At 29.4% G+C, this 21,657-nt stretch carries 18 protein-coding genes; all 18 read left to right on the forward strand.

Annotated elements, in window-relative coordinates:
- Window positions 1-101: 101 nt before the first annotated feature.
- Window positions 102-1,163 carry an NAD(P)H-dependent glycerol-3-phosphate dehydrogenase gene (locus KPL38_RS01380; RefSeq protein ID WP_216285894.1) on the forward strand — a complete coding sequence of 354 codons (1,062 nt, stop codon included), beginning with the start codon at window positions 102-104 and terminating at the stop codon, window positions 1,161-1,163.
- A 101-nt stretch (window positions 1,164-1,264) separates the two neighbouring features.
- Window positions 1,265-1,909 carry an HAD family hydrolase gene (locus KPL38_RS01385; protein ID WP_216285896.1) on the forward strand — a complete coding sequence of 215 codons (645 nt, stop codon included), beginning with the start codon at window positions 1,265-1,267 and terminating at the stop codon, window positions 1,907-1,909.
- Window positions 1,910-2,023: 114 nt separating this feature from the next.
- Window positions 2,024-3,115, forward strand: coding sequence for a bifunctional glycosyltransferase family 2/GtrA family protein (locus KPL38_RS01390; RefSeq protein ID WP_216285899.1), 1,092 nt, complete (start codon window positions 2,024-2,026; stop codon window positions 3,113-3,115).
- Between the two features lie 151 nt (window positions 3,116-3,266).
- Complete coding sequence (locus KPL38_RS01395) at window positions 3,267-5,015, forward strand: hypothetical protein (protein ID WP_216285901.1); 1,749 nt, start codon at window positions 3,267-3,269, stop codon at window positions 5,013-5,015.
- Between the two features lie 171 nt (window positions 5,016-5,186).
- Window positions 5,187-6,440, forward strand: a complete 1,254-nt coding sequence (locus KPL38_RS01400; protein WP_216285903.1) for an O-antigen ligase family protein — start codon at window positions 5,187-5,189, stop codon at window positions 6,438-6,440.
- 208 nt (window positions 6,441-6,648) lie between these two features.
- Window positions 6,649-7,278: a DUF8426 domain-containing protein gene (locus KPL38_RS01405; protein WP_216285905.1), complete on the forward strand. Its 630-nt coding sequence runs from the start codon at window positions 6,649-6,651 to the stop codon at window positions 7,276-7,278.
- A gap of 101 nt (window positions 7,279-7,379) precedes the next feature.
- The gene (locus KPL38_RS01410; protein ID WP_216285978.1) at window positions 7,380-8,786 is read left to right on the forward strand and encodes an amino acid permease; all 1,407 of its coding nucleotides are present in this window, start codon (window positions 7,380-7,382) and stop codon (window positions 8,784-8,786) included.
- 653 nt (window positions 8,787-9,439) lie between these two features.
- Window positions 9,440-10,354 carry a UTP--glucose-1-phosphate uridylyltransferase GalU gene (galU, locus tag KPL38_RS01415; protein WP_216285914.1) on the forward strand — a complete coding sequence of 305 codons (915 nt, stop codon included), beginning with the start codon at window positions 9,440-9,442 and terminating at the stop codon, window positions 10,352-10,354.
- 118 nt (window positions 10,355-10,472) lie between these two features.
- Window positions 10,473-11,141, forward strand: a complete 669-nt coding sequence (locus KPL38_RS01420; RefSeq protein WP_216285916.1) for a sugar transferase — start codon at window positions 10,473-10,475, stop codon at window positions 11,139-11,141.
- Window positions 11,142-11,176: 35 nt separating this feature from the next.
- The gene (gene rfbA, locus KPL38_RS01425) at window positions 11,177-12,097 is read left to right on the forward strand and encodes a glucose-1-phosphate thymidylyltransferase RfbA (RefSeq protein ID WP_216285918.1); all 921 of its coding nucleotides are present in this window, start codon (window positions 11,177-11,179) and stop codon (window positions 12,095-12,097) included.
- Window positions 12,097-14,178: a glycosyltransferase gene (locus KPL38_RS01430; protein ID WP_216285921.1), complete on the forward strand. Its 2,082-nt coding sequence runs from the start codon at window positions 12,097-12,099 to the stop codon at window positions 14,176-14,178. The genes rfbA and KPL38_RS01430 overlap by 1 nt, the downstream gene beginning before the upstream one ends.
- Before the next feature lie 15 nt (window positions 14,179-14,193).
- A complete protein-coding gene (locus tag KPL38_RS01435; RefSeq protein ID WP_216285923.1) occupies window positions 14,194-15,705 on the forward strand; it encodes an oligosaccharide flippase family protein in 1,512 nt (503 codons plus the stop codon).
- Window positions 15,706-15,802: 97 nt separating this feature from the next.
- Complete coding sequence (locus KPL38_RS01440) at window positions 15,803-16,786, forward strand: glycosyltransferase (RefSeq protein ID WP_216285925.1); 984 nt, start codon at window positions 15,803-15,805, stop codon at window positions 16,784-16,786.
- Between the two features lie 5 nt (window positions 16,787-16,791).
- Window positions 16,792-17,889 carry a glycosyltransferase family 2 protein gene (locus KPL38_RS01445; RefSeq protein ID WP_312884131.1) on the forward strand — a complete coding sequence of 366 codons (1,098 nt, stop codon included), beginning with the start codon at window positions 16,792-16,794 and terminating at the stop codon, window positions 17,887-17,889.
- A 111-nt stretch (window positions 17,890-18,000) separates the two neighbouring features.
- The gene (locus KPL38_RS01450) at window positions 18,001-19,050 is read left to right on the forward strand and encodes a glycosyltransferase family 2 protein (RefSeq protein ID WP_216285929.1); all 1,050 of its coding nucleotides are present in this window, start codon (window positions 18,001-18,003) and stop codon (window positions 19,048-19,050) included.
- A gap of 49 nt (window positions 19,051-19,099) precedes the next feature.
- Window positions 19,100-19,768, forward strand: a complete 669-nt coding sequence (locus KPL38_RS01455) for a YveK family protein (protein WP_216285931.1) — start codon at window positions 19,100-19,102, stop codon at window positions 19,766-19,768.
- A complete protein-coding gene (locus KPL38_RS01460; protein ID WP_216285933.1) occupies window positions 19,768-20,397 on the forward strand; it encodes a CpsD/CapB family tyrosine-protein kinase in 630 nt (209 codons plus the stop codon). The genes KPL38_RS01455 and KPL38_RS01460 overlap by 1 nt, the downstream gene beginning before the upstream one ends.
- A gap of 54 nt (window positions 20,398-20,451) precedes the next feature.
- Window positions 20,452-21,627: a beta 1-4 rhamnosyltransferase Cps2T gene (gene cps2T / locus KPL38_RS01465; RefSeq protein WP_216285934.1), complete on the forward strand. Its 1,176-nt coding sequence runs from the start codon at window positions 20,452-20,454 to the stop codon at window positions 21,625-21,627.
- Window positions 21,628-21,657 lie beyond the last annotated feature (30 nt).

Genomic DNA, 21,657 nt, shown 5'->3' on the forward strand with positions numbered 1-21,657 from the left:
ATAATAATATGCTAAATATACGGTATTTTTTATAATATAGTTACGATTTGTAGTATTTAAAGATTACTAATCTGAAATTAAATGAAAGAAGGAGTTATTTTATGGCTAAAATTGTTATTATTGGTGCAGGGGCAATGGGAAGTGCGTTAACAGTGCCACTTATCCAGAATGGGAATGTAGTTAACTTATGGGGAACAGAACTTGATAATAAAATAATTGACGATTTGAAACAGGGGAAGCCACATCCTAAACATAAGTATAAGCTTCCAAGTGAAGTAAATACATTTTATGAATGTGAATTAGAAAAAGCGATGGATGGCACTGACCTTATAATTATGGCGATAACATCTGATGCGTTAGGAAAAATTTTTAAACGTGTTGTACCATTTCTCCATAAAGGAGCAATAGTTGGTAGTGTATCAAAAGGATTTGAGCATAATAATAAAGGCAAAATTGTAATATTACCTGAATTACTAAAAGAAATTCTGCCAGAAAAATTAAAAGAAGAGATATCATTTGTTGTTATTGGTGGTCCGTGCAAGGCTATTGAAGTGTTATGGAAGTCACCTACATCAGTAACTTATTCTAGCAAAAATATTGTATATGCGAACTATATGAAGAAACTTTTAAATACAGATGTATATAATGTTGAAACAAATAATGATGTAATTGGGACTGAAGTATGTGCAGCAATGAAGAACGCATATGCTGTATCACTAGGAATGGCAGAAGGACTGAAAAAAAGAAATGGGTTTCTTCATAACAACACTAAATCAGCCTTATTTACATTTGCTGTATCAGAAATGTGTTTATTAGTAACTGCTCTTGGTGGAAACTATAAATCTGCAATCGGATTACCAGGCATGGGAGATCTTGAAGTTACAGGGGAAGCAGGCAGAAATAGAATTTTAGGTGAGGTAATAGGAGAAGGAATGAAAGCAAGCACAGCAATGGAAAAAATGAGAACAGAAGGTATAACTGTTGAAGGTTATGCTGCAATTAAGTTTGGATATAATCTTGCAAAGCAACTAGAGGTAACTGGCAAATTAACTTTAGAGGAATTACATTTACTTAATGGCTTATATAAAATTTTATACGAGGATATACCTTGTTATGAAATAATAAAAGATTTACTTTCAAAGTGTACTGGCTTTTATAAGTAATATTACAATCTGCTAAACAATAGATAAGAGCATTAAAGTACCATATATATAGTATAATAATATGCTAAATATACGGTATTTTATATAAGATAGGAGGAAATATGGTAAAAGCATTGATTTTTGATATGGATGGAGTTATAGCTGACACTGAACCAGCATATTTCAAGGCTAGTAATAAATTGCTTGAAAAATATGGTCTATGTATGAGTAAGGAGTTTTTTAAAACAATTATGGGAAAAAATCATATAGAGGCCATAAGAATGATTAAGTCGACTTATAATATTGAAGATGATGAAAATATATTACTTAAAATTAGAAACGCATATTTTATAGAAATTATCAAGCGAAAACTAACAAATATAGAAGGGTTGCATGAAATTTTAGATTATATAAAAGAAAGTGGGCTTATGTGCGCAGTAGCTACTGGAACATCTAAAGAAATCGCTGAAGTTATTTTAGATAAATTAGGAATCCTTAATAGTTTTGATTACATTATATATGGTGATGATATGAAATTTAGTAAACCTAATTCTTGGGTGTATGAACATGTAGTTAAAAGATTAAATCTTAAAAGCAGTGAATGTATAATACTGGAGGATTCTCCGAACGGTATAAAAGCAGGTATTGGATCGCATTGCATGGTTATTTCCGTAAATAGCCCGACGAATATAGAAAATGTTATAGGGTTATTAGGCAAAGCTAGAAATCTTTATGAGGCTCTTAAAATTGTAAAAAAAATAACTTAGTTATTAACAAAAATAAAACTACTGGAATGCATACGATGCATTTCGGTAGTTTTTGTTTGTTTAGTGATTTATTGGGCATAATCTAAAGAGGATTGTTTGATAGGAGGATGTCTAATGAATGACACTAAACTTAATATATTAAATAGAATTTCAATTTTAATACCTGCATTTAACCCAGATAGCAAGTTACTAATTTTAGTAGATAATCTTATAGGAGCAGGTTTTACAAATATAACTATAGTAGATGATGGTTGCGGCGAGGAGTATAAACCAATTTTTGTTGAAATTTCGCTTAATAAGGAATGCCATGTATTAGTTCATGCTGTAAATATGGGTAAAGGTAGGGCTCTTAAAACAGGATTCAATTATTTTCTTAATAACTGTAATGAATGTGTTGGGATTGTGACGGCTGATGCTGATGGGCAGCATAGCATTGAGGATATTATTAAAGTGTCTAGAAAGCTAATTGAAAATCCTGATAAACTAATATTAGGAGCTAGAAATTTCTCAAGATCAAATATACCCTTTAGAAGTAGGTTTGGAAACATTATGACTAGAAAACTATTTGGTTTTTTAGTAGGGATAAAAGTTACTGATACTCAAACAGGACTAAGAGCTATATCTCATGAATTTGCATCGGATTTAATGAGTGTTAATGGAGAAAGATTTGAGTATGAAACTAATATGCTACTTGAATGTAAACATCAAGATATTGATATAGATGAAGTTGGAATTAATACTATATATATAGAAGACAATAAATCATCTCATTTCAATCCAATAGTAGATTCAATAAAGATTTATGGGGTATTCTTTAAGTTTATGTCATCTTCATTTTTATCTTTTATATTAGATATTCTTTTATTTACCATGTTTGCAAAACTATTTTATAACTTAACACCGGAGTATTTTATTCTAATATCAACTATCATTGCTAGGATTATGTCTTCTTTATTTAATTATAATCTAAATAAAAACACGGTATTCAAACATAAAGCTTATGATAAATTGGTGTTAGTAAGATATTATATATTGTGCTCAATACTTATGTTGATATCAGGATTAAGTGTGTCAGTTACTTATCACATTTTCGGGCACTCTGTGGTTGCTATGAAGGTTATAGTAGATGGATTGCTTTCTATAATGAGTTATAAAGTTCAAAAAGAATGGGTTTTTAGGAAAACATATATTTCAGAGGAGATATAATATGCATTTGATACTCATATTATTGATGTTATGTTCGGGAGCAATTATGATTTCATTAAAATATAATAAAAGGTTTGAGATAACTATCTCATTTTGGACTTTTATGATTATAAGCATTTTATACTTTTTTGGACTAGTGGGGTTGCTAAACATGGGAGTATATATAGTAGCTGCAATTGGTTTATTTAGCGTAATCTTTTGCGGCTATTATATTTTAAAAAACAATGAGAGGGTAATAGATATTGCAAAAAGCCCTGGATTTGTAATGTTTATTTTGTTTTTTGTATTAGCATGGTGGACGCAAAGAGGAAGAATGCTTACATCTTGGGATGAATTTTCTCATTGGGGAACAGTAGTTAGAAATATGTACATATTTAATGCTTTTGGTAATCATCCAGAGGCAACAACTATATTTAAGGGGTATCCACCTGCAACAGCGTTACTTGAATACTTCTGGGTAAAATTATCTGGAAGTTTTACAGATGGGAACCTATATAGGGCAATGAATATGTTATATTTTGCTTTAATGTTACCTGTTTTTAGTAATTTGAAATGGAAACAATTTAGTAAAATAGTTATTAGGTTTATTTTTGTATTAATACTTCCTTTGGCGTTCTTTCAAGATTTTTACACCAATATAATGGTGGATGCAATTCTTGGAGTAATGTTTGCAAGTATTCTAATTAATTATTATGTTAATGAAATGGACACTTTTAAAATAGTTAATATAAGTTTAGCCTTATTTGTATTAACAATTACAAAGGCTGCGGGATTTGGACTCGCAATTATATCAATTATTATAATGGCTGTAGATCTTTTATTTATAAAAAGAAAGGATTTAATGCTCTATATTAATGGAAGGACAAAACTAGATATTTTTAAAAAAATGTTATTAGTAATTTGTCCTATTTTAGCTTGCTTAATATCAAAATATTCATGGTCGGCATATCTTAAACTTACCAGTACTGATGTTGCCTGGGATACAAGTGCAATTAGCCTTGTCAATATTAAAAGATTATTTAATGGAAGTGCACCACATTACCAAATGATAACAATAAAAAACTTTTTTAATGCTTTCACTGAGTTTTTTTTAACTAACTATACATTAAAGATATCATTTATGGGTTGGATAGTAATACTTATAGCATTATCAATTATATTAACTGATATTGTAAGTCCCCAAAAGGAAAGAGCACGATTAAAACTTGCAACTATTAGCATATTTATTGGAGCAGCATTATATACTTTGTCTTTACTTATCTTATATTTGTTTACATATTCGGAGTATGAGGCAATTAAGTTAGCATCCTATTCAAGGTATGCAAGCACTTATCTTTTAGGAATTTTAATTTTTATAGTTGTAACTATATGTTTAAAAGAGCAAACAGGTCTTATTAATATTAAGACATCAGTAACGTGTTTAATATTATTGTTTTTACTATTAATTATAAGAGTAACACCAATTGTAAGCAGTATATTATTAGCACCATGTTCAACAAAGTCTACGGTGGCGAGCCGCGAACGCTATGCACCAATAAATAGGGTAAAGGGTGAAGTAAATCCCAAAACAGATAGTTTTTACTTTATTTCTGTAGCAAGTAATGGTTATGATTATTGGGTGAGTAGGTATAATATAACGCCTCTACAAACTAACTTGTATCCATGTAGTTGGAGTCTTGGGAAACCTTATTATAAAGGCGATGTTTGGAGCCAAGATATCTCTGCAAATGATTGGGCAAAAGAATTAAGAAAAGAATACACCTATGTTTATATATTTAAAACTAATGATATTTTCAATAAAAATTATGGGAAACTATTTGAAGGGGGAGGTAAATCAATTAAAAATAATACACTTTATCATGTAAAAAAAGGCAACGATAGTGTTGTACTTCAAAAGTAAAATAAAACAATTTATATTAAGAGAGTACGATATAATATTCTCTTAAATAGTGCAAAGTGTAAAAAAAAAGGATATAATCTAAAGGAGGAAATAATACTATAGTCAATGTTCAGCATTTATAAAAACATGATACTAATAAGAGTATTATGTTTTGAAAAGAGGTGGGGGAAAATGAACTTTTATCGAAAAATTTCATTTTTATTAATATGTGCTTATATCATGTTATTACCTTTGATTCCACAAGAAGTTGTATTTAAGGGTGTAGCAGTTACTGATTTTATTTTGGCATTAATAGTTTTGCTATATGTTATAAATTTATTAGTTTCCAAAAGTAGTAGAGAAAATTTTAAAGATGGTATCATAGACTTTTTTACGGACAAATTAAGTATATTTATTACGCTATTACTTGGTATAATGCTTTTATCTACTATTTATGCAAAAAACAAAGGGTTAGCATTAAGTGAAAGTGCAAGATTTATAACTTATGTATTTTTATATTTTGTTATAAAATATGAATTTAATAGCAAAAAACAAATAAAAACTTTATTAAAATGTTATATATCTGTTTCCTTTATTTTGTGTTGTATTGGGATTTTGCAGTATTTCACAGGCTTTGCATTGAATGCAACATTTAGAAGAGCATATACTAGTGGAGTAATTACAAGGATAACATCAACATTTGCAAACCCAAATGCTTTTGGTGCATATTTAATATTGATAATTTTTCCAGCGATTATGTTAAGTATTTATGAAAAGAATAAGACTAAAAAAATAATGTATATATTACTATCAATGTTAGTAATTATTAATATGGTAATGACTTTTTCTAGAAATGCGATATTAGGTCTTGGAATAGGATTATTAGTGCTTACTCTAATTTATAGTATTAAGTGGATTTTCGCTTTAGGAGGTCTTGCTATATTACTTTCTTTCATACCGTCTGTTTCTCAAAGAATTGTAGGTACATTTGATTTACATCAAAACGAATTAAGAATTAAACTTTGGAAAACAGCATTATATATGATAAAGGATCATCCAATTTTAGGTGTTGGTAATGGAAACTTTGTCACTAGATATAATGAATATATAGGCAAGTATAGTGAATTAAAATATTATGGATACAGAAACTATCCAAATCATAATTCATATTTAAAATTAGAAAGTGAGTTAGGCATATTAGGAATAGCTTCTTTCATCGGAATTATAATAACGGTTTTATTTAGAATTAAGAAACTGTATAGTACAACTAAAGATAAGTTTTATATACCATTTTATACAGGTATAATGGCAAGTATGATTGTTTTCTTACTTATGAATTTATCAGACAATTTATTGTTTTTGCCTAAAGTAACAACCTATTTTTGGTTTATAATAGCTACTACAGAAGCAGCATTAGGTAAGTCTTATAAGTCTCCTAAACAATAAATATTTTATGAATTAAAAGCGCGAGTTAACAAACTGGTATCAGTTTGTTAGCTCGCTTTTTTATAATTTGATTGACAGTATATTTTAGTCGAATTTAGTTGACATTTAGTTAACAATAATCTGGTTTAGTTGACATTTAGTCAGTTTAGTTATATAATGTTTTATATTAAGTAATAACATTACATAACTAAACACTGGAGGGGGCACATTGATAGAGTTTAATGATTTATGGCTAGTAAGAACTAATCCTGAAAATACTAATAGGATGAAAGAGTTTTTAGAAAACAACATAATAGCAATAGGATGGAGTAATTTACTTGATTTAACAGACATGTCTAAAAGCGAAATTCTTGCAGAGCTTTCAAAAAACAATTATTCTTGTTCAAATGTAAAACTTGGTGTTATAAACCATTTTGTTAATAATATGAAGGTTGACGATCTTTGTATAATACCAAATGGAGAGAAAATATACATAGCCAAAGTTACAAGCTCATATTATTATGATGCGGGCAAAGCAAATGATGGTTACCCTCACCAAAGAAAAGTTGAATTTATTAATAAGGATAATCCTATTAGTAGGGCTAGTTTACCTGAAGCAACTAGGAAATCCTTGGGTGCACAAAATTATGTTGCACATTTAAAACATCGTATAGGAGAATTTAAAGCTTTTTTATCTGAAATTGCTTCTAAAAGTGGAAATATTAATTTAAAGCAATCGTTAGAAAAGTTACTTCCAAAGGCTATAGAAAATATAAAAAATGCTATTGAAAGCGACGATGCTCAAATAAAGTTTAATGCATCAGTTGAAGTACTTAAGTTGTTACAGAAATATGAGTAGATACAGCTTCTAAGGATCTACAACAGCTTCGAAGAAGATGAATAAAAAAATAAAAACAACATAAACGAGGAGACAAAAATTTGAAGAACATATGGAAAAGAATGTGGAAGAAAAAAACACTAAAAATGGAACTTCATGCGGCCAAAAAAACTGATTTAAAGAAGAATCTTACAGCGACTGACCTAGCGGCACTTGGAATAGGCGCAGTTCTTGGTACAGGAATATTTGTTTCCACAGGTGTTGGTGCCCATATGGCGGGTCCTGCAGTTGTCTTATCATTTATTGTAGCTGCAGTAACAAGTGGACTTTGCGCTCTTACTTATGCAGAACTTGCTACAATGTTCCCAGTTGCAGGTAGTACATATACATATTCTTATATTGCTTTTGGTGAAATTATAGCCTGGATTATAGGATGGGATCTAATGCTCGAATATTTAGTATCCTCAGCTGCAGTTGCATCTGGGTGGTCAGGAACCTTTGTGGGATTATTAAAATCCGCGGGACTTAATTTACCGCAAATGTTAACCACAGGACCTTCAGCAGGTGGAATTATCGATTTGCCAGCTGTTCTTATAGTAGCATTTGTAACATGGATTTTGTTTGTTGGTATAAAAGAAAGTGTAAAATTGAATAATGTCATAGTTTTAATTAAAATAGGCGTTATTGTTTTATTTATAGTACTTGGAGTATTCCACATTAGTGTAGCTCACTATAAACCATTTGCACCTTATGGATGGTCAGGTGTTATGGCAGGAGCTTCAATCATGTTCTTTGCATACATTGGCTTTGATGCAGTTTCAACAGCTGCAGAAGAAACCATAAATCCAAAGAGAGATGTGCCTCGTGGCCTAGGTATTTGCCTAGCAGTTGTAGTTGTATTATACGTTGCAGTTGCAGTTGTAATAACGGGAATGCTTCCATTCAAATCAATTAGTCAAAACAATGCTATTCCAGATGCATTATCACAATTCGGTATGAACTGGGGAGCAGCACTAGTTGGAACTGGTGCAGTAATAGGAATGATTTCAACATTACTTGTATTCCTTTATGGTCAGATAAGAGTATTTATGGTTATGTCAAGAGATGGATTACTTCCAAAGGTATTCTCAAAAGTACATCCAGTTCATAAAACTCCAACACTTTGCACAATAATAACAGGGTGCATAGCTGCAGTTATGGCAGGGCTTTTACCATTACAGGAGATAATAAAACTATGTAATATAGGTACATTATTTGCATTTATTCTTGTATCCATTGGTGTTATAGTTCTAAGAAAAACAATGCCAGATGTTGAGAGAAAGTTTAAATGTCCATGGGTACCAGCTGTTCCAATTTTTACTATAATTGCTTGTCTCTATTTAATGTCAGCATTACCACTGGAAACATGGATTAGATTTATAGCTTGGCTCGCAATTGGACTTGCAATTTACTTTTTATATAGTAGACATCATAGTACTCTTCAAAAGACTAAACCAAGAAAATATACTGGTACAGATATATATAAATAAAATATAATGATACAGAGAGATATATAAATACACATTCCTATATTAAAAGGAATGTGTATTTTTTATGTATAATATAATAATACATTATAAAAATCTGAATACAATAATTTAAGAAATAATATTGCAGCAACCCAGGAGATGATTTAGCTGTATTGAATATTGTTTAATTAAATTAAATAATATAATTTTAGATATGCAGAAACTATATAACAAATATGCATTTAGCATAAAAAAGTAGTAAAACCATATACTAATATGTCAAGATAACATAAACTTAATAAAACATTAACACACATTTTGTAGAATTATGGTATAATAATTAATATAATAAAAGTAAAAAAGCTTATTTAGGTTCTTAATTACATAAAAAAATATACAGAATAGATATGTTATATGCATATTTATATTGCATATAACTGATAAAAAATGTATAGAGACTATAACATTAAGTTTAAAGTATATTGATACAGAATGATGGGACTACATAAAAAACAATTAGAAGGTGTACTATTATCAAAACGTGGTTGAGATAAAATTACATTTTACTGAAATTATAATAAATATGTAAATTAACTATAATTTTGTAACTTATTCCTTAAAATTACTTACCTTGAAAATGAAATTAAAATAAGACAACAAAGGAGATTTATCATATGAAAGTTAGAAAAGCAATTATACCAGCAGCAGGTCTTGGAACAAGGTTTTTACCAGCAACTAAGGCATTACCTAAAGAAATGCTACCTATAGTTGATAAGCCTACAATGCAATATATTATTGAGGAAGCTGTTGCTTCTGGTATAGAAGAAATACTAGTTATAACAGGCAGAAATAAAAAATCTATTGAAGATCATTTTGATAAATCAGTAGAATTAGAATTAAACCTTGAGACTAAACATAAAGATGCTCTTCTTAAACAGGTTAGGGACATATCAAACATGGTAAATATACATTTCATAAGACAAAAGGAACCTAAAGGACTTGGGGATGCAATTAATTGTGCAAGAGCTTTTGTAGGAGATGAGCCTTTTGCTGTAATGCTAGGTGATGATATAGTTGATGCTAAAAATCCATGCTTAAAGCAGTTAATGGATTGTTTTGAGAAAAAGAATGCGACAATCGTCGGAGTTCAGGAAGTAGCTAAAGAAAATGTAGATAAATATGGCATAGTTGATGGAGTTCAAATTGAAGATAAAGTGTATAAAGTAAATGACCTAGTTGAAAAACCGGCAGTAGACAATGCACCTTCAAATGTAGCTATACTTGGTAGATACATAATAACACCTGAAATATTTGATATATTGGATGAAACAAAACCTGGTAAAGGTGGCGAAATTCAATTAACTGATGCACTTAAGACATTAATATCTAAACAAGATATGTATGCATACATATTTGAAGGACGTAGATATGATGTAGGTGATAAATTAGGATTTCTTGAGGCAACAGTAGAGTTTGCTTTAAAAAGAGATAAGTTAAAAGTCCCATTTATGGAGTATCTTCAAACTTTAAAAGATAATGAAAAGTTTAGCGGCTTATATAACAAAGTAGCTAGTGTTAATGGAAAATAAGAACTATGAATTCGAAAAAGTTCATATTCAAATAGATAAAGGTGTGGCAATTATACGCTAACTCATGTTTTCTTGTGTTTTTGCCAATTCTTATCACAACAACAAGGGGGGACGCAAGATGCAACAACCACAAAGAGAATCAAGATTTTCGAAGGAAGAGGTTACATATGAATATAAGAAGAATATAGGATATTTTATACTTAAAAGAATAATTGATATTTTAGGGGCCTTATGCGGCTTGTTAGTAATAAGCCCAGTGATGATTATAGTAGCAATATGGATAAAGATTGATTCAAAGGGACCTGTTTTCTTTGCTCAAAATAGAGTAGGACGAAATGGTAAAAAATTTGTCATGTACAAATTTAGATCTATGTGTACTGATGCAGAGGTCCTTTTAGGTAAACTTAAAAAAGAAAATGAAATGTCAGGACCAATGTTTAAAATGAAGGATGATCCTAGAATAACAAAGGTTGGTAAGTTTGTACGAAAGACAAGCATAGATGAACTTCCACAACTTTTTAACATACTAAAAGGGGATATGTCCCTAGTTGGACCAAGACCAAGTTTGCCTAAAGAAGTAGTGCAGTTTACATCTTTTCAGAAACGACGATTAGTAGCAAAACCAGGTTTAACTTGTTATTGGCAGGTAAATGGAAGAAGTGACGTTAGTTTTGAGCAGTGGATGAAAATGGACGTTGAATACATAGAAGATAGAAATACATGGCTAGATATAACTCTTATTTTTAAGACAGTAGGAGTACTGTTTGGCGATGAGGGAGCAAGATAAATTTTTACAAAAAGATTAACAAGGGGGGTATATATATGAAGGGAATTATATTAGCTGGAGGATCAGGCACAAGACTTTATCCTGTTACAAAGGCATCATCAAAACAAATGGTACCTATATATGATAAACCAATGATATATTATCCATTATCTGTTTTAATGCTTGCTGGGATAAGAGAAATACTTATCATTTCAACGCCGAGAGATTTGCCTGCTTTCAAGGAATTATTCGATGATGGCAGTGAACTAGGGCTTACTATAGAATATTCAGTTCAAGAAGAACCCAATGGACTCGCGGAGGCTTTCATAATCGGAGAAGACTTTATTGGTGATGATAAAGTGGCGATGATCCTTGGAGATAATTTATTCTGGGGTCAAAGTTTTTCTCAAAGCCTTAGTAAAGCATCAAATCTTGAGGATGGCGCTATTGTTTTTGGATATCATGTTAAAAATCCAAATGCCTTTGGAGTTGTGGAGTTTGATAAAGATGGAAAAGTGATTTCACTTGAAGAAAAGCCTGAATATCCAAGGTCTGAATATGCTATTCCCGGATTATATTTCTATGACAATACAGTTGTAGAAAAAGTTAAAAAATTAAAACCTTCTAAGCGAGGAGAACTTGAAATTACCGATTTAAATAGAATGTATATGAACGAGGGAAAGCTTAAGGTTAATTTACTTGGGAGAGGACTTGCTTGGCTTGATACGGGAACTCATGCATCAATGCTTAAGGCTTCATGTTTTGTAGAAGCAGTGCAAAATACTCAAGGTACCTATATAGCATGTCTTGAAGAAATTTCTTATAGAAAAGGGTGGATAAATATTCAAGAACTCAAAACACTCGCAAAACCACTTTTAAAAGGTGGATATGGAATATATTTAATGGATATTGCTAATGAGTATAAAAAAGTAAATATAGCAGCAATCAAAGAAGTAAAAGTTAGGAGTGAAATTTAATGCAAAACCCCTTAATTTCAATTATAGTACCAATATATAAAGTAGAAGCTTATATCAAAAACTGTCTTGACAGTATATTAAGCCAAACATATAAAAACCTTGAAGTTATCCTTGTGGATGATGGATCTCCTGATAATTGTGGAAATGTTTGCGAGGAATATTCAAGAAAAGATAAAAGGGTAAAAGTAATACATAAAAAAAATGGAGGATTAAGTTCTGCAAGAAATGCTGGACTGGATATCGCAATTGGTGAATATATAGGATTTATTGATTCGGATGATTGGATTGAAAATGATATGTATGAATCTTTATATAATGCCCTAATCAAATATAATGCAGATATTTCAGTTTGCGGTAGATATATAGTTCAGGGAAGTAGAATAACAACAATTTCAGATAGTGAAAAGGCTTTGATATTTACAAGACGTGAAGCATTGTCAGAATTAGTTCTTGATGAGTATAGTGGCATGAAGAATTTTGCCTGGGACAAACTTTACAAAAAAGAATTATTTGAAGATATAAGGTATCCAGAAGGTAAATATTTTGAAGATATATTTACTACTTACAAATTATTTTCAAAATCAGAAAAAATTGTGGATATAAAAAGTCCTAAGTATTATTATTTGCTCAGAGGGGACAGTATATGTGGATCAAACACAGCTCGTAAAAGATATGATTATTATGATGCCAACATAAGGTGTTTAGAATATATAAAAAGCTTAGAACCATTACTCTCGGACATGTGTGATAAGCAAATGTTTAACAGAATACATTTTTGTTTAAATGATATTTTGTCACTAGATTACAAAAAGAATGATTTTGTAATGGAAATAAATGAAATTTTAACAAAACTAAATGGAAACTATTTTAGTATAAAAAATAGTAATCAAATGGGATTAAAACAAAAATTGTCTCTAATGCTTATATGTAAATATCCTAATTTGTATACTATTATTTATCCTAGACATAAATTATTAAAGACAAAAATCACAAATTTACTAAAATCCATTATTCCGAAAAAAGTTATAAATAAAATTGAATATCACAAACAATATGAAAATGGATATAAAGAGACAAAACACATGTACGAAACAAAGGATGATAAAAATTATATTTTCCTTGTAGGAACGCCAAACCATGGTAACCTAGGCGATCAAGCTATTGTTTATGCAGAAAACAAGATACTCGGGGATAATTTTAAAAATCATACAATTATAGAGATAAATACTGCAGATTTATTAAAAAACTTGAAAAGTTTAAAAGTGAATGCTAAAAAAGACGATATTTTTGTTTTACATGGTGGCGGAAACTTAGGAAACGAATATTTTTGGGAAGAAGAAGCAAGACGAAAGATTATATCTGAGTTTAAAGATAACAAGATTATCTTATTTCCACAATCAATTTATTTTAAAGACACTGAGAATGGGAAAAATGAACTTGAAAAGACTAAAACAATCTACAATCAGCATAAAGACTTTACTATAATTGCGAGAGAAGAAACATCATATAGCATTATGAAAGAAGCTTTTCCAAATAATAATGTAATTATGACGCCAGATATTGTTATGTATTTAAATAAAACTAATCCAGTATATCATAGGTCGGGTGCTCTATTAAGCCTTAGAAAAGATAGAGAAGGTGTATTAACACAGGAGCAGAAAGATGAGATTAAAAATGATGTCCAAAGTAATTTTGATAAGATAATTATTACCGATACAGTGGCCGAATGCAAGAATCAAGATAATCAGGTCTTAGAATATATGGTTAATAAAAATCAAAGAGAAAAGCAATTAAACAAAAAGTGGGATCAATTTAAGAAAGTTGAACTAGTGATTACTGATAGATTACATGGAATGGTGTTTTGTGCAATTACGTCTACACCCTGTATTGTTATCGCAAATTACAATCATAAAGTTAAAGACACTTACGCGTGGTTAAAAGATCTAAATTATATTAGATTTGTGGATGATATAGATGAAATTCCTAGTTTAATAAAAGAACTTAAAAATATTAAGGTTAAGGAATATGATAATTCATTCGCTATGAAGAATTATGAAAAAATAATAGAGATAATGAAATAGAGGTGAAGGTTAGATTTGAAGAATGGTATGAGAAAAGCTATGGTCATAATGTACATTACTATAATACTCGGTAATGTAATTTCATTGGTTTATACACCGTTTATGTTAACAAAACTAGGAAAATCTGAATATGGATTATTTTCTTTAGTAAACTCGATAGTTGCATATATTTATCTTCTAGATCTTGGATTTGGAAATGCAGTTATTAGATATAATTCTAAATATATGGTAGAAAAAAATGAGGATGGAAGAAAAAAAGTCAATGGAATGTTTTTATCATTGTATTTGATTTTATCTTTGATATCCATGGTAATAGGAACAATAATTTATTTTAATTTAGGAAGAGTTATGAGTAAGAGCTTAAGCGTCCATGAAGTTATGTTAACAAAGTCAATGTTTATGGTAGCTATTGTTAATATCGCGCTATCGTTTCCTTTAAGTATATTTAATTCAATAATAACAGCACATGAAAAGTTTGTGTATATAAAGTTACTTAATTTATTAAGAACAATTATGAATCCAGCTATTATGATAATGATATTGTTATTTGGTTATAGAGCATTTGGGATGGTTATAGGATCAACAGTTTTTAATTTATTGTTAGGACTTGTTAATGTTTTTTATTGTTTTAAGATACTAAAATTAAAAATAAAGCTTGGAGCATTCGATAAGGTTTTATTTAAACAAATATTTAATTATTCATTTTTCGTTTTCTTAGGCGCAATAGCATATCAAATATATTGGAATACAGATCAATTTATAATCGCGATGTTTGTTGGTGCAGCACCTATTGCGATATATGCAGTAGCAACACAATTTAATACATATTTTATATCACTATCTAATGTGTTATCAAGTATGTTTTTGCCGAAATTAACAAAGATGGTGACAGTTGAGGCAAATAAAAAAGATTTAATGAAATTACTAATAAAGGTTGGCAGAATTCAATATTACATATGTAGTTATATTTTTGTAGGTTTTGTCTTAGTGGGTAAACAGTTTATTGTGCATTGGGTTGGAAATGGGTATTCATATTGTTATCTCATCGCAATAGTGCTTATGTTTCCGCAAATTTTTTCAATCATTCAATCATTATTTGCGACAATGCTTGAAGCAATGAATATGCATAGAGTGAAGGCATACATATACTTGTCTGTTGCGATCCTAAATGTAGTTTTATCAATATTACTTGTCAAAAAATATGGAGGAATGGGATGTGCAATTGGTACAGCAATAGGCATGGTTATAAATGCAGTTGCAAATAATATATATTATAAATATGTTATAAAGCTAGATATAAAAGCCTTTTGGCTTCAAATGTTGAAATTAGTAATTCCAACGACCATTTCATTTATAGCAGGATTTTTTGCTTTACGTTTATTTAGTTTGACATCATATGGATCAATATTGATGTTTGGCGGCCTATTTACAATAATATATTTTATCGTATTTTGGGTATTGGCATTTAATAAGTATGAGAAAAATATTTTCACCACAGCGGTAAGATCAGTGAAGATTAGGCATTAGTGAAAATTAAGCAGTAATTTTTAAAAACGTGAAATTAACATATGATAAAGAATTATTGACTATAAAAAACTAATAAAATATTTAGCGAGGTGTTTTCGTGAAGATAAATAAGCAGCCATTAGTGTCTGTAATTATGAGTGTATATAATGAAAAAGAAAGTTGGCTAATAGAGTCAATAGATTCTATTCTAAAACAGAGTTATAGAAGTTTAGAATTTATCATTATTTTAGATAATCCAGGAAATAAAAAATTAGATAATATAATAGAGAATTATTCCAGTAAAGATGCTAGAATACGATATTTTAAAAATGAGAAAAATATAGGCTTAGTTAAAAGTTTAAATAAAGCATTAAGTTATGTAGAAGGTGATTTTATAGCAAGGATGGACGCAGATGATATATCATTGCCAAGTAGAATTAAAAAACAATTAAGCTATCTACAGAGTCATCCAGATATAGATTTTATGGGAGCAAGATGCATTAACATTGATGAAGAAGGTAACGAATTATACAAAGATGCAATATTGCCAGAGGACATGAAATTGATTAAAAGTTGTCTTGTTAACGTAGATTTTTTTAATCATCCAACATGGTTTTTCAAAAAAGAGTGTACAGATAAGATTAAAGGATACAGAGAAATTACATGCGCAGAGGATTACGACTTTTTACTAAGACTTATAACTAGCGGATTTGAACTTGCCAACACTAATGAAATTTTAGTTAGATACAGGATTAGAAAAAGTGGAATTTCTAAAAGTAATTCATTGCAACAGCTTTTATATTCTAAGCAAGTAGTTAAGATGTATAAAGACAGAGTGAAATATGGACATGAAAATGAATCAGTAGAAGACTTAAAAAATATTAAAATTGATCCTAAGCAGGAAAGTAAATACAGTTTGGCATTAGAAGGACTTACTAAATCAAAGCTTTACAAGAAAAAAAATGAAGCTTATAGAATTTATTTAATTGTTAAAAGTTATATGCACTCCAAGTACTTACGAATTTTATTAAAAGACATCACTTTTCATAAAGTTAAGAAACTAATTCATAAAAAGACTTTTAATCAGGAGGCGTTTCATTGAACAGAGTGGATGTCAGTATTATAATACCTGTTTATAATGTACAGGAATATTTGAGAGAATGCTTAGACAGTGTTATTAAGCAAACTATAAATAATAAAGAGATTATTGTAATAAACGATGGATCAACAGATAAGTGTTATGAAATACTTAAAGAATATAAAAAGAAATTTCCTGAGATTATTATTATAAATCAAGAAAACAGAGGTATTAGTGAAACTCGAAATGTTGGACTTGAAGCAGCGAAAGGTGAATACATAGCATTTGTTGATTCGGATGATTTCATAAAACTTGATATGTTTGAAAAAATGTACAAAGCAGCTATTAGAGAAAAATCAGACATAGTTATTTGCAATTACATATTGTATAAGGAAATGCCCAGTATTCAAAACACTGATAAGCAAAATGATGCTAAAAAAGAGAATGGTGCGCAAGGAGCGGATACGCAAGTAGCGGAAGAAACGAATAAAGAGGGATATGTATATAAAATTGAAGCTCTTAAGATGTTTTTATTAAATGATATTAAGGGCTATTTATGGAATAAGCTTCAGAAAAGGGAACTCTTTACTAAAAATAAAATTTCATTTCCTAACTTTGTTGTATGTGAAGATACTCCAGTATCATTTTTATTACTTGCAAATTCTAAAAAAATTTATTCGATGAAAGAGCCATTGTATTATTACAGGCAAAGAGAAAGTTCACTTACAACAACATTTTCAATAAAGGCAATGAAGGATTTGATGTCTGGTTGTTATATCATGAGAGATTATATAATGAAGGATCCAATCCTTACTAAAAAATTAATTGATTACTACAGGGTGTATCTTATTAAAACTTTGTGGGTAATACATAATAAATATTGGATACAATATTTTGAAACAAAGGATAAAAGCAAATATATAGATTTTAAGAAGATAGTTGATAGTGAGATAAATTCTTTAAAAATTTCTGAAATAATAGGTAATAGTAAGTTAACACTCAAAGATAAAGTTAATGCGCTATTTATAAAAACAAGGACTTATGCTCTTGTATTTTCTATTTTATACAAGTTTAGAAAAGCAAACCCGTTTAGAAGTCTAAAACCGTTCAGGAAGATAAACCCGTAGTTAACTTTCCTAAACTCGGTTAGTTGATAAACCCGTAGTTTACTTTTCTAAACTCATTTAGTTAATAAACGTATGTTCAAGGTTTAACTTTAAAGGAGTGTGATGATAGCTTTGGTAAAAAAATTGCCTCAGATAAGTATTATAGTTCCAGTTTATAATGGAGCAAAATATATAAACCAGTGTATAGAGATGGTAATAAACCAAACATTTAAGGACTTTGAATTAATAATAGTGGATGATGGATCTACTGATAATACCAAAAAAATGTGTAATGAATATGAAAAAAAGGATAAAAGAATAAAATTAATTACTAAAAAAAATGGAGGAACATGGGCCGCAAGGAATATAGGAATAGATGTTGCTTTGGGGAAATATATTATATTTTTCGACTGTGATGATTGGTATCAAGATAACTTACTTAAAGCAATGTATGAGTGTATGGATAAAAACAAAGTTGATTTAGTTATATCCGGGCAGACAAATGTTTTTGTAGATAAAGATGGTGAGACTATAAGAAAAACAGTAGTAATACCTGAAGAAAATATCTACACAACTAACAATGAAATCTTGGACAATTACATTCTTTTAAGACAAGCAGAAATTGGAGATGTATTGTGGAACAAGATTTATAAAGCAGAAATCATAAAAAAATACAAATTAAAATTCCAAAATTATAAACGTGGAGAAGATTTAATATTTAATGCTAATTATTATGAACACATAGACAAATGCATGGTAATTGGCAAGTCTTTTTATAATTACAGAATTGAGAATTCTAATCCAGTATGGCAAAAGTATTCAGATAATTATTTGAATGTTGTAAAAGATGAAAATAAAGCAATTGTAGACAAACTTAAAAAGTGGGATAAATATGATAAGTTTGCTATAGAATACCAATCAACTCATTTTACTTATCGTATAATGGAATATTTTTATAGCGTAGTTTGTTCTAAAAATAAAATGAGTTATAAAGAAAAATCGAATAAAGTATTAAACTTAATAAATGAAAAAGAGGTTCAAAAGAATTTGAAAGATTCTAATGTGATTGGGAAATACCCTAAGTTAATTATTAAGTTTATGAAATCGAAAAATATTGCATTAATATTGTTTTTAGTAAAAATGAAATTGATACAAAATAATATAAAAGATTTTAGAATGTGAAAAAAATAAAATAATATTAGAATTAGAAAATTACCATGGAGGTATTTAAATGAAAAGTGATACTACTGTAGACTATAAAGAGTTTATAAATGTTATAAAAAGAGGGAAATGGACTATATTATTTATAACGCTGCTTCTGACATTAATAGCAGCTTCAATAGGTTTTTATTCAATGAAAAACTCGAAAGCAACTTACCAAACAAAAATGAGCGTTATTATAGGTAACAAAGCAGATATAGTTGATGCGAAGTCATTAACTGGTACATTTGAGGCAATCGCAAACTCTTCCAAAATTGCTGAAAAAGCAAGTGCCGCATTAAATGGAGATGTTCCTGTTGAAGAGATGCAAAGTAGCTATGAGGTTACAGCATCAGCTGATGCTCCGCTCTTAACAATTGTATCTAATGGAAAATCTCAAAAAGATTCTATGAAAACAGCTAATGCAGTTTATAGCTCATTTTCAAAAGAAGTAACGAGAATATATCCTACAGAGCCTTTAAAAATCATGGAAAATTCATTTGTTGCTGGTAGTGGAAATAGTAAATTTAAATCTAGTTATGTTGTATTAGCATTTTTACTTGGACTTTTCCTCTCAATATTTATTGTAACATTTAAGGGATATTTTGATGAAAAAATCAGAACTAAAGATGATGTAGAAAAATATTTAGAGCTTGATGTTATTGGAAAGTTATCTAGAAGAAAAAGGAGAGATATTTAATGAAAAAAACAAAAAATGCAGAGTATCTTAATTTAGATAATATTAACGCTAAAGCATTTTATGAATTAAAGGCAAATATACAGTTTTTATGTTCAGATATAAAAAGTAAAGTTATTATGATATCTAGTGCAGAAAAAAATGAAGGCAGGTCGACAACGGCAGCATATCTTTCTTTATCACTTGCTGAAAGTGGGAAGAAAACTGTTCTTGTGGATTGTGACCAAAAGAATCCTAATATCCATAACATGTTTAATTTATTAAATGGTAAGGGGCTTGTTGATTTTCTTGCAGGTGATATTAAATTTGAAACAGTAGTTAAAACTTCTAAGCAAAAGAATTTATCTATAGTAACCTCAGGTATCAAGTCGTTAAACTATGCGGAGCTTCTTGCCTCGGAAAAGTTTAAAGAATTTATTGAAATGTTAAAAGAAGATTTTGATTACATAATTTTAGATACATCGCCATTAACTGATGGCGCTGATGCTAAGACAGTATCTAAAAATTCAGATGGGTGTGTACTTGTGGTTAAGTACGGTCAAACAGAAAGAAAAACTGCGATGAAAGCTAAAGATATTTTGAGAAAAATCAATGCAAATATTATAGGCGTATTTATAAACGAAACTAAATAATAATATAAAACATAAATAATAAATAATATAAAAGAAAAGTAGGGGGGCAAACAAATGACAAACGTATTCATTATAGGTTCCAAAGGAATACCAGCAAAGTATGGTGGCTTTGAAACTTTTGTAGATAAGTTAACTCTTTATAAAAAAAGTCAAGACATAATGTACCATGTAGCTTGTTTGGCTACAAATGATAAACAATTTTATTATAACAAAGCTAGATGCTTTAATGTAAATGTAAAAGATATAGGGAGTGCAAAAGCTGTTATGTATGACTTGCAAGCTTTAAATAAATCTATAAAGTTTATTGAAAGTCACAATTTAAATAATCCAGTTATTCTTATTCTTGCTTGTCGTATTGGACCATTTTTATCTTTTTACACAAAAAAACTAAAAAAATTAGGAATAAGTCTTTATGTTAATCCTGATGGACATGAATGGAAAAGAAGCAAATGGATTAAACCGATAAGAGCTTATTGGAAATATTCAGAGAAACTGATGGTTAAACATGCAGATTTACAAATATGTGACTCTAAGGGCATAGAAGAGTATATAAAAACTGAGTATACGAATTATAATCCTAAGACTACATATGTAGCTTATGGAGCTGAACTTGCGAAATCAAAGCTAAAAGAAAATGATGCAGTAATACAAGATTGGCTTAATAAGTTTACAATACAAAGAAAAAGATACTATTTGATAGTTGGAAGGTTTGTACCTGAGAATAGTTATGAGACTATGATAAGAGAGTTTATGAAAACTGATGTGGATAAAGATCTAGTTATAATTACAAATGTTGAAAAAAATAAATTCTATGATAGGCTACTTGCTGCTACAAACTTTACTAATGATAAAAGGATAAAGTTTGTTGGAACTGTATATGATGATGAACTTCTAAAGAAAATAAGAGAAGAGGCTTACGCATATATCCATGGACATTCAGTAGGAGGAACAAATCCTTCACTACTTGAAGCTTTATCAAGTACAGATGTTAATCTACTTTTGGATGTTAATTTTAATAAGGAAGTAGGAAAAACAGGAGCTTTGTATTTTAATAATGTAGAGGGCAATCTAAAATCTATAATAAATAAAGCCGAAAAACTTGAAGAAAAAGAAATTCAAACATTATCACTAACAGCTACAAATATTATTAAGAAATTTTATTCTTGGGACAAGATTGTTACTGATTATGAAGAAATATTTTTGCAAGACAAGGAGGGGTTGAATTATTAAAATTTTACATTATTCTCTAGGGTTGCCTCC

The organism is Clostridium psychrophilum (assembly GCF_018861705.1).
In the GTDB taxonomy this organism is placed as follows: Bacteria; Bacillota; Clostridia; order Clostridiales; family Clostridiaceae; genus Clostridium_AD; species Clostridium_AD psychrophilum.

Excerpts from the sequence above, each read along its gene's own strand:
- KPL38_RS01380 (WP_216285894.1), top strand. The coding sequence starts at position 102 with ATGGCTAAAATTGTTATTATTGGTGCAGGGGCAATGGGAAGTGCGTTA.
- KPL38_RS01385 (WP_216285896.1), top strand. The coding sequence starts at position 1,265 with ATGGTAAAAGCATTGATTTTTGATATGGATGGAGTTATAGCTGACACT.
- KPL38_RS01390 (WP_216285899.1), top strand. The coding sequence starts at position 2,024 with ATGAATGACACTAAACTTAATATATTAAATAGAATTTCAATTTTAATA.
- KPL38_RS01395 (WP_216285901.1), top strand. The coding sequence starts at position 3,267 with ATGGGAGTATATATAGTAGCTGCAATTGGTTTATTTAGCGTAATCTTT.
- KPL38_RS01400 (WP_216285903.1), top strand. The coding sequence starts at position 5,187 with ATGAACTTTTATCGAAAAATTTCATTTTTATTAATATGTGCTTATATC.
- KPL38_RS01410 (WP_216285978.1), top strand. The coding sequence starts at position 7,380 with ATGTGGAAGAAAAAAACACTAAAAATGGAACTTCATGCGGCCAAAAAA.
- galU (WP_216285914.1), top strand. The coding sequence starts at position 9,440 with ATGAAAGTTAGAAAAGCAATTATACCAGCAGCAGGTCTTGGAACAAGG.
- KPL38_RS01420 (WP_216285916.1), top strand. The coding sequence starts at position 10,473 with ATGCAACAACCACAAAGAGAATCAAGATTTTCGAAGGAAGAGGTTACA.
- rfbA (WP_216285918.1), top strand. The coding sequence starts at position 11,177 with ATGAAGGGAATTATATTAGCTGGAGGATCAGGCACAAGACTTTATCCT.
- KPL38_RS01430 (WP_216285921.1), top strand. The coding sequence starts at position 12,097 with ATGCAAAACCCCTTAATTTCAATTATAGTACCAATATATAAAGTAGAA.
- KPL38_RS01455 (WP_216285931.1), top strand. The coding sequence starts at position 19,100 with ATGAAAAGTGATACTACTGTAGACTATAAAGAGTTTATAAATGTTATA.
- KPL38_RS01460 (WP_216285933.1), top strand. The coding sequence starts at position 19,768 with ATGAAAAAAACAAAAAATGCAGAGTATCTTAATTTAGATAATATTAAC.
- cps2T (WP_216285934.1), top strand. The coding sequence starts at position 20,452 with ATGACAAACGTATTCATTATAGGTTCCAAAGGAATACCAGCAAAGTAT.